The organism is Psychrobacter sp. 1176_08, from assembly GCF_052850615.1.
Map to the genome: position 1 here is coordinate 168,502 of NZ_VXCU01000003.1, position 14,924 is coordinate 183,425.

Below are 14,924 nucleotides of genomic sequence, written 5' to 3' on the forward strand. Positions count from 1 at the left end.
TAGGTGAAAAATAACTACTCAACGATTGAGAGAATGACAAATATCTGACTAAAATTATAATTAAAAGGACGCTTACTATGACAGCATCTACTGAAAAACAGTACATTCTCATCACCGGAGCAACCTCTGGTATCGGTAATCAACTGGCTAAAGATTATTTATCAGAAAACCATCATGTTTATGCGGTTGGTCGTGATGATAATGCACTGGCTGAGCTTAAGTCATTGGGCGCCGAAACCATTGAGTTGGATTTGATGAATCAAGAAGAGGTGATTGAAGCTTTTAGTAAAATTGGCAGGGTTGATTTGGCAGTTTGCGGGGCAGGCATGTGCGAATATCTGGATATGCCAAACTTTGATAGTGCTAAGTTTATGAAAGTCATGTCAGTAAACCTAGGTACGTTATCGCATGCCATTGAAGGCGTCTTACCCAAGCTGATTGAGTCAAAAGGTCGCTTGGTTGGTATTGGTTCAGCCTCAGCCTATGTACCTTTTGCTCGTGCAGAAGCCTATGGAAGCTCAAAGGCAGCTGTTCATTATTTAATGAAAACTTTACAAATCAGTCTGGCACCGCATGATGTTGCGGTTAGCCTTGTGGTGCCAGGGTTTGTTGAAACCCCAATGACCAAACAAAACGATTTCCCAATGCCATTTATTCAAACCACGAAGCAGGCGAGTCAAGCCATTCGTGATGGTATTGATAGCGGTCATGAAGTGATCGAATTTCCCAAAAAGCTGACGTTACCACTAAAAGCGCTAGGAACATTACCAGATTTGGTCTGGCAGCAAGTCAGTGAAAAGATCAATAAAAAATAACGCATGATGACTGCCAAATAGGTAGTTTAATAAGTAAAAATAAGTCAACCATACGGATAGGAACGCCTCTATGTTGTTTCATCGCTTAAAGCAAGCACGTAACTTAAAGACAGCGAAGCAAAATACTAAAACGATAAAAAGCGATGATCAGCCTCAATCTAGAAAACGTATAGCCATCATTGGCTCAGGCGTGTCGGGACTGACCTGTGCGCATTATTTGATCAGCGAACACGATGTGACTGTGTTTGAAGCCAATGACTACATCGGTGGGCATGTAAATACCATTGATGTGGCGTTACAAGATGGTAAAAAGTCAAAAACCAGTAACACAGAAAGTAGTGCAATAGACACAGGGTTTATTGTCTTTAATGAGCGTACCTATCCGAATTTTTTTCGTCTGTTGTATGATTTAAAAGTGCCCTTTCAAGCGACGGATATGAGCTTTTCAGTAAAAAATACAGCGCGTCATTTTGAGTACAATGGCCATACGCTAAATACCTTATTGTCGCAGCGTAAGAATGTATTGAATCCAAAGTTTTGGCAGTTTATCAAAGATGTTTTACAGTTCAATAAGCACATCAAACAGCTTCGTCAAGACTATGAAGCAGCGCGTGTACAAGGACAAGACGTTAGTACCTTTACCGAGCAAACGCTTGGCGGTTATCTTGCTCAAAAACGCTACGGTAAGCTGTTTTTAGATAACTATCTATTGCCGATGGTTTCTGCCATTTGGTCAACCAGTCTGGATGAAGTGCAAGATTTTCCATTAGTGTTCTTTGCACAGTTCTTTGATAATCATGGTTTGCTAGATGTGGTCAATCGTCCGCAATGGTTTACGATCAAGGGTGGCTCAAAGCAATACATCAATAAACTGATACCACGTTTTATCAAAGCAGGCGGGAAGGTGCGAGTAAACAGCCCAGTACAGTCTGTGTTACGTGAGCATGATCAAGTAATATTGACAGTCCAGACCACGAATAACTCAAAGAACCGCAGCGAAAATCTGGTATTCGATGAAGTCATCTTCGCTTGTCATGCTGATACTGCGCTCAAAATTCTCAAAGATGCCAGCATGGATGAAACGGACGTTCTGAGTCATTTTCGTTTTACTGGCAATACGGCAGTACTTCATACTGATACCAGCGTCTTACCTAAAAAACCGTTAGCTTGGGCAAGTTGGAATTACCTGATAGACGAGAACGACTTGAGTACAGGAGTAAGTGACAACGCTAACCAAAATACGAGCGACAGTAAAATACCAGTCAAACCTGTGCTCACGTACCACATGAATATTTTGCAGCGTCTTACCAAAAAGCATAATTATTTTGTGACTCTCAATTATGATATCGATGACAAGCAAGTGATTAAGCGTATCGACTACAGTCACCCTGTATTTGATAAAGCAGCTATTGCTGCTCAAAACAAATGGTCAAGTATCTCTGGCAATGGCTTGCATACGCATTTTTGCGGGGCTTATTGGTTCAATGGATTTCACGAAGATGGCGTACGCAGTGGTTTACAAGTGTGCCAATCACTTGGCTATGATATCGACATAAGAGAGGAAGTTGATCCGACGCACCTGCCTGATGCAGATAGTGCAAATACACCATTTCGTTATAAAGACTTACCGATAAAAGCGGATACAAGATTGCGTAAATTAAATAAGCGAGAAGTCGCTACGGCAACGACCAATCAAGAATTGGTTGAATATATAGATCATTTACAGAACTCAACTACTGATACCCATGCAACTAAGAAACGATGGTTATTTGGGCGCCGTAAATTTAAATGATGACAAAAACGACTGATAAGAAGCACTCGTAAAAATTGTCTGTGACAAAAGAGAATGTATATGACCATACCCTTTCAGTATTCTGATGTTCCAAAAAGCCACAAAGCTTTTGAGGGTGCTACGGCCCTGTCACATCAGTTGTTTGAAGGGACGACTTGGCACAGTCGACTATTGCCAAGTGCGCATAAGTTTGCCTATCCTTATCGCTATTGGGGTGTGAATATTAGTGCATTGGTTAGAGGAGAGGAGTTGCCTGAGATAGGTGTGCCCGTTTTTAACCAGAGTCAAGCTTTAAGAAAACAGCGGCCATCGGGTAAACTCTCTTTGAAGCAGCCACTGCTAAAGAATTTGCTATCAAAAAAGCTGCCATTGTTCTCAGCGCGCAAAAAAGCATTGCAGCATTTTTATCCTAACGACTACTTAAAAGGGTTCAATAGCCTAAGCAATAATAGTGCTAATGATGATTTGAATCACGTACAAGCATTATATCAGCGTCTAAGCCACGCATTTACTATTCATGCTGGTAGCGCGCCAGTAGGTGATATGCTTGGACTTGTAGTTTGCCGTAATGCTGGTTTTTACTTTAGTCCCGTCAATTTTTATTTTGGTTTTGATGAGCAGCAAACGCCTACTCACTTATTGGCTGAGGTCTCTAATACACCATGGGACAAACGCCATTGTTATGGATTTTTATTGGAAGGTGAAGATACTGAGTTTTGTCATGATAAAGACTTTCACGTGTCACCTTTTAACCCTATCGATCAGCTATATCGCTGGCAGGTTACGGTTAAGCAAATTAAAAACGAGCGGGCACATTTACAATCGGATTTAGGTTTGCAGGTTCGCATTGCTATTGATATCAGTGACGAGCGCGGTGAGGTACTAAAAACGGGCATCAAAGTATCAGGTGTACCAATGACAGATGACACTGTCCGCACAAGCTTAAAAAAAAATCCGCTGATGAATATCACGTCTTTAATGCGTATTTACTGGCATGCGTTCAAACTTTATGCAATCAAAAAAGTGCCCTATATCAACTATGATGAAAAATTGGCAGATAGTAAACAAAGTAAGGCAAATGCTAAAAAACCGCACTCTTAATGAGTGATATTAAAAAAACTAACAACTGTCTGAATATTTAGAAAATATTTTAAACATAAGACTCATACATAAAATACCTTAAATAAGGATCCGCATACGATGCCAGCACGACCGACCGACCGCGCACCTATCTCAGCAGTAGAAAAGTTATCTGAACGGTTGAATAAAGTAGTAAAACAAAGTGTTATCTTGCAACCCGTCAATGATGGGGTCAATCAATTGGCAAGAAAGCTTATATTTCGAGCATTAACACATATTCAGTTCGGTAGTCTGACTTTAATCGAAGCCTTTGGTAAGAAAGCCCCTACCAAAAGTAGCTTTGGTAACGTAGCAACCAGTTTAGCAAGCAGTTCGGATGTCGGCCGTCATTCACTACACGTCACGCTAACGATTCACGACAGTGCTGTCTATCGTCAATTATTATTCGGTGGTTCTATCGCACTAGCAGATAGCTATATCAACGCTGAGTGGGATACGGATGATTTGACCGGTCTGATTCGATTAGCGGCTCGCAACTTAGCAGTGCTAAATAAGCTAGAAAATCGCTTTGCTGGTGTGAGTAAGGCATTTGAAAAAGCCAAGCATCAGCTACGCAGCAACGATAAATCTGGTGCTAAATCAAACATTCTTGCACATTATGACTTAGGCAACGATATGTATCAGCGTTTTTTAGATGAAACGATGATGTATTCATCGGCTGTATATCGTACGCCTGACGTATCACTTGCTGATGCTCAGCAGCATAAATTGGCACTTATCTGCCAACGATTACAACTGACCGCTGATGATCATGTGATAGAAATTGGCACAGGGTGGGGTGGTTTCGCCATTTATGCAGCCAAACATTACGGCTGTCAAATCACAACCACTACTATTTCTGATGCACAGTATGATGAGGCGCAGCGTCGAGTAAAAGCGGCAGGACTATCAGATAAAATCACCTTACTTAAGCAAGATTATCGTGAGTTGACAGGGCAGTACGACAAGTTGGTTAGTATTGAGATGATCGAAGCCGTTGGACATGAGTACCTGCCAACTTTTTTTGCCAAGTGCAACAGTTTGCTTAAGCCGACAGGATTGATGGTATTGCAAGCGATTACTTTTAATGACCAAAATTACCAAGAGTATCTAGAGTCAGTGGATTTTATACAGACTCATATTTTCCCAGGGGGGTGTTTACTCTCAAACCAAGAGCTCAACAATCAGTTTGCTGAGCAGACGGACATGGTCATCAAACAGCTGCACGACTACGGATTTGATTATGCATATACGCTACGCGATTGGCGCGCTGCTTTTATGGCTCAGCGTAAAGAAATCGAAGCACTGGGTTATGATGATGCCTTTATACGCTTGTGGAATTTTTATTTCTGTTATTGCGAAGGCGGGTTTTTAGAGCGCACAATTGGCGTGGTACAATTGACAGCAGTCAAGCCGAATAACATCGATACGATGCACTTTGTTGATTTGCCCGTCCTTGATAGCTCTAATAGTTAATAAGGTAGTTGTCATTATGGCCAATGATAATAACGACGGTGCATTTAAATAAGACGCTGGTTGCCTTGTGAGCAGCGATTAACATACTCTAAATAAAAGGACGTTGATATGGCTTATGTATTTATCTATCTTGCCGCTGTCGTCATATTCTTGGGCGTTGATGCAGTTTGGTTGACGACCATGAAAGGGGCTTTTTATGAGTCACGTATTGGTCATTTATTGGCTGATGAACCAAATATGATCGCCGCTGGCGTGTTTTATATGTTCTACATACTGGCACTTTGTATATTGATTTTATACCCACAAATCAAGGCAGGTGCTTCGATTGGTCATATTTTCTTACTTGGTGGATTGATTGGTCTTATGGCCTATGGGACATATGATTTCACCAATCTGGCACTGTATAAAGGTTTTACATTAGATACGGCAGTGGTTGATTTTATCTGGGGTGGTTTTTTGACAGGTTCGGTCAGTGCGATCGTTGCTTGGCTTGCCTACCGCTTTCACTGGTTAAGCTAATTGAAATTATTATAAAAATATGTGTTTATGTAGTTCAGACCTTTGGCCGATAGGTACCTATTTGCGCTAAGCTGTTTGCTACAGTACAAGTAATGTTTGAAATAAAATAAGTCTTAGACAATCGCAAGGAAAGTTATGCCGCAATATAATACCAGCTCGACTGCTAAAAAAGCGCCATTGAACCATGAACTATATATGTCAATACTTATGACACCTGATATGGCAAATTTTATTGGAAACGTACATGGTGGTGATTTGCTCAAAATGCTTGATCAAGTCGCCTATGCGTGTGCCAGCCGTTATAGTGGTAGTTACGTCGTGACATTGTCTGTTGACCAAGTCATGTTCCGTGAGCCTATCTATGTGGGTGAGCTTGTGACTTTTGCTGCCAGTGTCAATCATGTGGGCAATACCTCAATGGAGATTGGTATCCGTGTCGAAGCGGAAGATGTGCGCGCTCGTACGGTGCGCCATACGAATAGCTGCTATTTTACGATGGTTGCGATCGACGATAAAGGTAAGCCTACGACTGTACCTCCGCTTATTATTAAAGATAAGATGCAGCAGTGTCGCGCTGATGCAGCATTGGAGCGTAAAAGTTTGCGTATGGAAAGCTCGCATCGTCCAAGCTGTGACTTAGAGAATATGATAGGAGAGTTAACTTACGATAATGAGGAGCACTCAAAGTAACGCGTTAGCTCATCGTTTTTCATACAAGTTTAATCATGAGCCACCAACACTAAAAAACCACTGATACTATATGTGGGAATAGGTTATCCTCAACTTGGATTTTTCTAGGCATTACTAAAATAAAGATATTGTACAAAACCATGGTAAGCCATTGGTTACCTTATTGAGACTGCTATGAGTGTAAGATCATCAAAAAACAATTCACGCCGTTCTGCGTCCGTTCAACCAATATCGCGCGGTGTACGCGGTCCTAATAAAATTAGCAACCACTCTAGTGACAATGAAGACACGCAACATTCTAGCTCGTTGATTACTGTATTAATTGCCGTCGGGGCAAACGTTATTATTGCGATTGCAAAAACAATAGCCGCATTTATGACAGGTTCTGCTTCTATGATTGCAGAATCTGCGCATTCTTGGGCAGATGCAGGCAATGGTACATTATTGATTGTTGCCGAAAAAAAGGCAGTAAAACCTGCTGATGTGAGTCATCCCTTGGGTTATGGTAAGGAGTCATATGTCTGGTCGATGATTGCAGCTTTCGGTGTATTTATGGCAGGCTCTATCGTCTCCATTTATACGGGTATCACCGAGTGGAACGCAGCGGAGAGTGAGACTAACTATACTATCGGATTTATTGTATTGGCGGTCGCCTTTCTACTGGAAGGGTTTTCGCTTGTCCAAGCGTACCTACAAAGCAAGAAACATGGTCAAGCTATGAATATTAGCGCTATTGGTTACGTAGTTAGTACTTCAAACCCAACATTGCGTGGGGTGTTTTTTGAGGATTTGGCCGCAGTGACAGGTTTGGTCATTGCAGCAGCAGCAATGGGTATGCATGCTTATACAGGTGAGCCATTTTGGGATGCATTAGGCTCTATCATCGTCGGACTACTATTGGGTGCAGTGGCTATCTTTTTAATCAGCCGCAATAGAGATTTTTTGGTTGGGTATAAAGTGTCTAAAAAAATACATGATTATGCCTTGAATGAGTTACTTACTCATCCAGACATAGACAGTGTGTCGTATCTACATTTAGAATGGGTAGGGCCTAAAAAAATATTTATGGTGGCAGCAGTAGATATCGCTGGTAATCAAAAAGAAAAAGAGCTTGCACAAAAATTTGAAGACATAGAAAACCAGTTTCGTGCTAACCCCCTGTTTCAAGAGGCGATCTTAACGCTATCAGTGCCCAATGCAGACGTACTGGTTCTAGAAGAAGATCTGGTGACTCAATAGCTTATGGTTATTGATAGCTCAGTAGTAGCCATAAGAAGTGATGTTAAACAAGTTATATCTGTACTCTATAGTTATTATAAAAGTTCAATATAAAAAAAGGGTTGCTATAGTAAGCGACCCTTTCTTTTCTAGTTATATTGGTCATCAACCAACATTACCAAGTATTATTTCTTTGGAGCATTCGCACCAATGAACCATGCGTCTTTATCAATAATACGACTGGCTTCTGTTAATAGATCAGCGGTATCTTCGTCACCTGCATCGCCTGCAGTGTCGATAGCTTTACGTAGAGTCTCAGCTACTTTTTTATAGCGGCTAGTGATTTCACGAACATGCTGATCCACTTCAGTGATATCAGTTGGATAATCGTCTAAGATAGAATCTTTGGCTACTCGACTGGCTAGACCGTTTGGCTGGCCGCCCAAGATAACAATACGCTCAGCAATCATGTCCGATACTTCACGAATACGATCTGCTGTGTCGTCTAACAATTGATGCACACCGATAAATCCAGTGCCCTGTAGGTTCCAATGACATTGCTTACCATCTAAGGTTAAATCAATAACATTGGCTAAGTTTGCATTCAATAGATCAATCATTTTTTTGGCGGTATCGTCTGAAATTCCACTTGCGAAACGTTCTCTCATAATTTTCTCCGTTCTCTTAGTTTTATTAAATTTAAATTTTCTAATTAATATTTTGTTATTAATATAGTACTTAACGACTGCTTGTTAATTCATTGTCGATAATAGCAGCTTCTACAAAAGATAAAACCCTCAAGCGTTATGCTTTGTTAGGTGGTCGTGTAATGGGTTTGTTAATCGTGAAATTCTTTGTAAATTTAGCCCATGCTATGTGCGTTTTTTACAACGGTGAAAGGTTTATTTCTCAATAAATAGTATCTTTATACACTTATATTTCGAGTGGGGAAAGAAGCGTATGCTTATAAGATAAGACTCATGACTATCCTCTACAAAGCCTTTAAAAACCGCTTCTCAGACCCCATATTGTTATAAACTTTAATAAGAAGAAAGCTATTATGAGAATGCCTGAACCGCGCTCATCGCGTCAGTTAAATCAATTGGCCACTCAGCTACAAGGCGAAGCTGAAATTAGTGGTGTCAATGCGTCAGGGACGCAAATATCAAGTCGTGCCTTTGAGATGGTGACAGATTTTGAGCCAGCAGGCGATCAGCCACAAGCGATTGAGAAGCTTGTGAATGGTATCAATTCTGGCATGGATGAGCAGTTGCTGCTTGGTGTGACTGGCTCTGGTAAAACCTATACGATGGCCAAGGTCATCTCTGAATGTCAGCGTCCAACCATTATCATGGCACACAACAAAACCCTTGCGGCGCAGTTGTATGGCGAGTTTAAATCGTTCTTTCCTAACAATGCAGTTGAGTATTTCGTCAGTTATTATGACTATTATCAACCTGAAGCGTATGTTGCGGCCAGTGATACTTTTATCGAAAAAGACAGTGCCATCAACGATCATATTGATCAGATGCGTCTGTCTGCCACGCGTGCGTTATTAGAGCGTCGTGATGCGATTATTGTGGCTTCGGTGTCGTGTATCTATGGTTTGGGTGATCCAGAGAGCTATTTAAAAATGCTATTGCACGTTGTGGTTGGCGATCAGATAGATCGTACCGCGACGATTAAGCGTCTGGTTGAGATGCAATATACACGTAACGAGCTGGATTTTGGTCGTGGTACGTATCGTTTGCGCGGTGAGCTGCTTGATATCTATCCGGCTGAGTCGGAGCAGCTGGCGGTGCGTGTGCATTTATTTGACAATGAAGTCGAGAAAATCACTTGGTTTGATCCTTTAACAGGCAAGACGGTACGCAGTGTACCGCGTATTACGATTTATCCCAAATCGCATTATGTGACGCCGCGCAATAAACTAGAAGCTGCTAGCCATACAATTCGTGAGGAATTAGAGCCACGATTAGAATATTTCCGTGATAACAATAAACTGATTGAAGCGCAGCGTCTCAAAGAACGTACACAATATGATCTTGAGATGATTCAGCAGCTTGGTTACTGTAACGGTATCGAAAACTACTCGCAGCACCTCTCTGGTCGTCCATCAGGAGAAGCGCCGCCCACCTTGTTTGACTATATTCCCGAAGATGCCTTATTGTTCCTTGATGAATCGCATGTCACTGTCTCACAGATTGGTGCGATGTATAAAGGGGATAGATCGCGTAAAGAGAACTTGGTCAATTATGGCTTTCGTTTGCCAAGTGCGATGAACAACCGCCCGATGAAGTTTGAAGAGTGGGAGCGTATCAAGCCCAAAACCATCTATGTGAGTGCGACACCAGCATTGTATGAGCTAGAACATAGCGAACAGGTGGTCGAGCAGGTAGTACGTCCAACCGGTTTGATTGACCCTGAGATTGAAATTCGTCCTGTTTTGACGCAAGTGGATGATGTACTGTCAGAGATTACCAAGCGCCGCGAAAAAGATGAGCGTGTATTGATTACGACACTCACCAAGCGTATGTCAGAGGATTTGACCAGTTATCTTAAAGAATATGATGTCAAAGTGGCTTATTTGCATTCGGACATTGATACGGTTGAGCGTATGCAGATTATCCACGAGCTACGTACGGGTGTGCACGATGTCTTGGTTGGTATCAACCTTTTACGTGAAGGTTTGGATATGCCTGAAGTGTCACTGGTTGCTATATTTGATGCTGATAAAGAAGGCTTTTTGCGCTCTGAGCGCTCACTTATTCAGACGATTGGTCGTGCAGCGCGTCACTTGAATGGTAAAGCCATTTTGTACGCCGATCGCATTACTCCAAGTATGCAAAAGGCGATAGACGAAACCGATCGTCGCCGTGATAAGCAGATTGCTTTCAACCTTGAGCATAACATCACGCCAAAAGGCGCACGCCGTAGTATTACGGATAAGATTGATACGGGCGAGAGCTTGGATGCCAATGATAATCATGCCATTCCGGTTAAGAGTAATTTACCTGATGTGGATATCAGTATTTTACGTAGCCCAGATTTGCTTGCCAAAGAGATTAAACGTTTAGAGAAGCAAATGCAGCAAATGTCTCGTGACTTGAAGTTTGAGGAAGCGGCAAAAACTCGTGATAGAGTGCTTGAGCTTAAAGCGCATTTGATTTAACGGCTTAGTTTGGTTTGAGTACTATTAAGTTTTAAAAGTGAGTTGCATAGTCTGTGGCTCACTTTTTTATCAATCAAACAATGAAAGAGCTATCATTGTACTTGAGCGAGATGTATTTAAGCCAGATTTTGGTAAGTCTAAATACTGGTAATATGAATATTTTATTTTTACTAACATCAAACGCAGTTTTACATACCGCACCTTAAAATATATTCATATATCTTATATGATGTGTAGATAAGGCATGACCTAAAAAGCAGATGGATAAATGCTGGACGACGATAAAAAAGTCAGGCGTGCTCACGTATTCTATAAATTTTAAGTGAAGGAAAGCTCTATGTTTGATATCAAATCATTTTTTAAAAGAGAAGTAGAAAAGAAGCTCATTGATGTAGATGATTATATTTTTATGCCTGAGCGTATACAGATGGAATTGTCAGATGGTTTGTTAAATTGTGTCCTCAACAGCGATGGTCGAGTGGATATTTTTTATACCAAACATGGGATTACTGAGGTAGGTTCAGCATCACGTAAGCACCCGTTTACTGCCTTTGAAACCGAGCTATATCACGGTGTTTATGATGATGTGATTGCAGATTTAATAAAAGAAGTAGACAAAGTGATTGAGGGTTCTTCTAAATACTTCCGTCGCAATAAAGTACTGCCTTCCCCTGCATCTCTGCCGTCTAAGCCTTCTAACATTTAAGACTTTCAATATAAGCTCGTTTATTTTAAATACAAAATGTTGTCTGTATGACAGACTTGGAAATAAAAAGGAGCCTCTATATTAGGCTCCTTTTTATGGACTTATATATTTATTCGATACGCTTATTTGGTGAAACTTGCATAACAGCTTTGTAGAGATTTTGCGACGACTTTTGCCACCAGTTGTGTGCGATATTGTGAATCTATGGCAGCGTTGCCGAGTTCAACCAGTGTGACTTGCTGCGGTGCCTGTTCGCTCACGCAGCCACAAACATTGCTTTTCACTGCTTCTTGTTGCGTATCAGTCATAGCAACGCTGGCAATACGCCAAGCGCTTTGTTTTTCAATTTGGATACGGCATTGATTATCAATTGCTGATTTAAAAACGTTCATACCAATGTCGTTTGCTGTACCGATAGCATTGCCTGCACTGTTATTGGTGCCATCTGTCGTCGTACATCCAGCTAAAGCGAGGGTAGCAAGCAAAATGGTTGAAGCAAAGCGTTTTTTCATGGATAAATCCTCTAAAGTTTTGATTGATATGACAGCGAAAATACGTATGTCTAACTATAAATAGCTGGGCTTAGCTTATAATTATTGCATATTTTTAAAATGGTTATTCAAAACTTATAAGATAAGAGATCTTACTGTCTGTAAATTTGCGTTTAACACCTGACATGACTATTGATCAGAATCTAAAAAACCAGCTAAGACAACACATCTTAGCTGGTTAAATTTTATTCGAACAAACGCTATATTTCAGACATTTTTGCTATGTTGTTTTTGTTGAATGTCTTTGGCCAGTTTATAGCACTCATTGATATGATCGTTTGCGATTTTCTTGAAGATAGTATAGCCCATTGTTGCTGCAACTAACTGTCCACCAAGAGGAACAAATTTGGTAACTTGCTTGGCTGCGATACGACCACCAAAGCCTTGAATGGTTTTCTTAACAATACCGCGAGTTGCCATAAGTCCAGCAAAATCTACCGTGCGGTCTTTTAATGCACTCCAATGTACAGCTCTAGATTGCAAATCGATTGCTGATTGGCGGCCTTCAATCAAACCAAAACGCTCACTGATTTCAGGCACCAACTGCGTAAGCATACCAGCATCAACTGCAACGTCAAAAAACGGAACAGGGACGATAGCTACACCAGCAGATATCTTAGCGCGCTTCTTTACCAGCTTCTGACATTCTTTTTTTACTTGTTCAAGATCTAAGTTTGGGTCAATAGTATCTGGTAGTTTTTCAGCAAGTGGTGTGGTTTTCATGGGATATCCTTATAAATATAAAATTAAAAAATGAATAACAAGTTGTGCAGATGGCTACCATTCTATGGATTTATAAACCGTATACAATCATTGCTTTGTAGCAAAATGCAGAAAAATACAGCAACTATGCACCGTTTTTGTAAATAGTTAGATTTTTAAGTAGGATAATAATGAGTTTTTTGACATATTCACCGAAATAAGCGCTTTATCATAGCTCTTATCTTTGTATTTTGAGGTAAAAAAATAAACAAGTATGACAAAAATTGTGATTGTGAGCCTCTGCTAAAGTCAGTAGAATAGGCAAATGCTAAATTTAACCCCTCGTTATACCCATACTCGCATCGACAAGTTACCGCTCGCACTGCAACCCCTTGCTGCTCAATCATCAACGCTTGCTCGCTTATATGCAGGTCGCGGTATCACCGATCCTTTAGAACTTGATACTGGACTATCCGGATTGTTACCTGCTGAGAAGTTGCACGGTGTCATAGAAGCAGTCCGCCTATTAGATGAAGCAATTGATGAAGGTAAACGCATCTTAATCGTTGGTGATTTTGATTGTGATGGCGCAACCAGTACAGCGCTTATGATGCGTGCACTCACCAAAATGGGTGCTGTGGTTGATTTTTTAGTGCCTGATCGTTTCAAGTATGGTTATGGTCTAACGCCAGAAATTGTTGAGCTGGGTATCAAGACTTATCAGCCAGATATGATAGTGACGGTAGATAACGGTATCTCCAGCCATGAAGGTGTAGCGCGCGCACAAGCGGATGGCATCACCGTTATTATTACTGATCATCATCTAACTACTAAAGAGACACCGCCAGCACAAGCTGTGGTCAATCCTAATCAGCTTGACTGTGGTTTTGCCAGTAAAGCGCTCGTAGGGGTGGGCGTGGCTTTTTATGTACTTGGGCGTCTCGCCAAGTTGCGCCGGGCAGAGGGTAAATCTACTGTACAAGTTAGCCAGTATCTAGACTTAGTGGCGCTCGGCACGATCGCGGATGTTGGCGTGCTCGATAAAAACAACCGTATCTTAGTGCATCACGGTCTGGCTGCTATTCGCCAAGGTCGCTGCTGCTTAGGTATCTTGGCTTTATTAGAGCAAGCAGGGCGTGACCCTAAGAAATTACAGGCACAAGATTTTGGCTTTGTCTTAGGTCCACGTATTAACGCTGCTGGACGTATGGACAATATGCGTATCGGGATCGAATGCTTATTGACCGAAGATTGGCCTACCGCGCAGCGTTTGGCTCAGGAGCTTGAGCAGTTAAATCGTACTCGTCGTCAGGTAGAAGGAGAGATGCGAGCACAAGCAGATAGTATTGTGCAGGCATTAACTGAAATTGATAGTAATGATGTTAGTGACGACGCTGCTATTGAAAATAACGAAAGCGATGATGTAATTGTGCAGTGTGCGCCCAAAACAGAAACTATCAACACGCACAAACGCAGTATTATTTTATATCAGGACGACTGGCACCAAGGCGTGATTGGCATTGTGGCTGGACGCTTAAAAGAAAGTCATTATTTGCCTAGTATTGTCTTTGCTCCAGCGGATACGCAGCGGACGGGCGAAGATCATGCCATCAAAGGCTCAGCACGTTCTATCGCTGGTGTACATATTCGTGATGCGATTGAGCAGGTCGCTGAGCGTCATCCTGATCTTATCAGTCACTTCGGTGGACATGCAATGGCCGCAGGATTGACGCTTAAACGTCGTAACTTCGAAGCATTTGAGACAGCTTTTAATGATGTTATGGCACAGATAGATGATGAGATTTTTGCAGAACAGAAATTCAGTGATGGGCCGTTGCAGGCAACTGATTTTAGCCTATGGTTTGCTGAGCATTTGGCCGATGCCAGCATTTGGGGTCATGGTTTTGCGCCACCAATATTTGACGGCGTTTTTGAGGTATTGAGTTTTAAGATATTAAAAGATAAGCATCTTAAATTATCACTGCGATATCCTGATGTACAGTATCCGATTGAAGCTATCTATTTTAATTTTGATAGTAGCATTTGGGATTATCGTACCGAACGTGTCCATTTGTTGTTTCAATTGGACATCAATGAATGGAACGGCAAACAAAGCTTACAATTGATGGTCAAAGACTTGGCAGTAGTAAAAACGACTTAAGAG

General features: G+C 41.4%; 13 protein-coding genes. 10 read left to right on the forward strand and 3 right to left on the reverse strand.

The genetic code is table 11. The annotated features are described in order from the left end of the window. Positions 1-77 precede the first annotated feature (77 nt). From FW759_RS05090 to FW759_RS05120, 7 genes are all read left to right on the forward strand, one after another. Positions 78-815, forward strand: coding sequence for an SDR family NAD(P)-dependent oxidoreductase (locus tag FW759_RS05090; RefSeq protein ID WP_353670123.1), 738 nt, complete (start codon positions 78-80; stop codon positions 813-815). A gap of 70 nt (positions 816-885) precedes the next feature. Next, complete coding sequence (locus FW759_RS05095) at positions 886-2,607, forward strand: NAD(P)/FAD-dependent oxidoreductase (RefSeq protein WP_446442372.1); 1,722 nt, start codon at positions 886-888, stop codon at positions 2,605-2,607. Positions 2,608-2,667: 60 nt separating this feature from the next. Further along, a complete protein-coding gene (locus tag FW759_RS05100) occupies positions 2,668-3,708 on the forward strand; it encodes a DUF1365 domain-containing protein (protein ID WP_446442373.1) in 1,041 nt (346 codons plus the stop codon). Between the two features lie 99 nt (positions 3,709-3,807). Further along, positions 3,808-5,202 carry a class I SAM-dependent methyltransferase gene (locus tag FW759_RS05105; RefSeq protein WP_446442374.1) on the forward strand — a complete coding sequence of 465 codons (1,395 nt, stop codon included), beginning with the start codon at positions 3,808-3,810 and terminating at the stop codon, positions 5,200-5,202. A 108-nt stretch (positions 5,203-5,310) separates the two neighbouring features. Continuing rightward, positions 5,311-5,721 carry a DUF2177 family protein gene (locus FW759_RS05110; RefSeq protein WP_062845029.1) on the forward strand — a complete coding sequence of 137 codons (411 nt, stop codon included), beginning with the start codon at positions 5,311-5,313 and terminating at the stop codon, positions 5,719-5,721. A 135-nt stretch (positions 5,722-5,856) separates the two neighbouring features. After that, a complete protein-coding gene (locus FW759_RS05115) occupies positions 5,857-6,411 on the forward strand; it encodes an acyl-CoA thioesterase (RefSeq protein ID WP_062845028.1) in 555 nt (184 codons plus the stop codon). Between the two features lie 174 nt (positions 6,412-6,585). Beyond that, the gene (locus FW759_RS05120) at positions 6,586-7,650 is read left to right on the forward strand and encodes a cation diffusion facilitator family transporter (protein WP_095570222.1); all 1,065 of its coding nucleotides are present in this window, start codon (positions 6,586-6,588) and stop codon (positions 7,648-7,650) included. 164 nt (positions 7,651-7,814) lie between these two features. Here the strand turns inward: FW759_RS05120 and dps are convergent, their stop codons facing one another. Then, positions 7,815-8,297, reverse strand: a complete 483-nt coding sequence (gene dps, locus FW759_RS05125; protein ID WP_062845026.1) for a DNA starvation/stationary phase protection protein Dps — start codon at positions 8,295-8,297, stop codon at positions 7,815-7,817. A 392-nt stretch (positions 8,298-8,689) separates the two neighbouring features. On the opposite strand from dps, the gene uvrB reads away from it, so the two are divergent. Then, a complete protein-coding gene (uvrB, locus tag FW759_RS05130) occupies positions 8,690-10,801 on the forward strand; it encodes an excinuclease ABC subunit UvrB (RefSeq protein WP_446442375.1) in 2,112 nt (703 codons plus the stop codon). 337 nt (positions 10,802-11,138) lie between these two features. Further along, the gene (locus FW759_RS05135; RefSeq protein ID WP_062845024.1) at positions 11,139-11,507 is read left to right on the forward strand and encodes a hypothetical protein; all 369 of its coding nucleotides are present in this window, start codon (positions 11,139-11,141) and stop codon (positions 11,505-11,507) included. Between the two features lie 122 nt (positions 11,508-11,629). Here the strand turns inward: FW759_RS05135 and FW759_RS05140 are convergent, their stop codons facing one another. Continuing rightward, a complete protein-coding gene (locus tag FW759_RS05140) occupies positions 11,630-12,019 on the reverse strand; it encodes a hypothetical protein (protein ID WP_443505702.1) in 390 nt (129 codons plus the stop codon). 246 nt (positions 12,020-12,265) lie between these two features. Beyond that, positions 12,266-12,781 (reverse strand): DUF697 domain-containing protein, encoded by a 516-nt coding sequence (locus FW759_RS05145; protein ID WP_062845022.1) that lies wholly within the window; start codon positions 12,779-12,781, stop codon positions 12,266-12,268. Between the two features lie 304 nt (positions 12,782-13,085). Here FW759_RS05145 and recJ point away from each other — a divergent pair, with 304 nt between their 5' ends. Then, positions 13,086-14,921 carry a single-stranded-DNA-specific exonuclease RecJ gene (recJ, locus tag FW759_RS05150; RefSeq protein WP_446442376.1) on the forward strand — a complete coding sequence of 612 codons (1,836 nt, stop codon included), beginning with the start codon at positions 13,086-13,088 and terminating at the stop codon, positions 14,919-14,921. Positions 14,922-14,924: the final 3 nt, after the last annotated feature.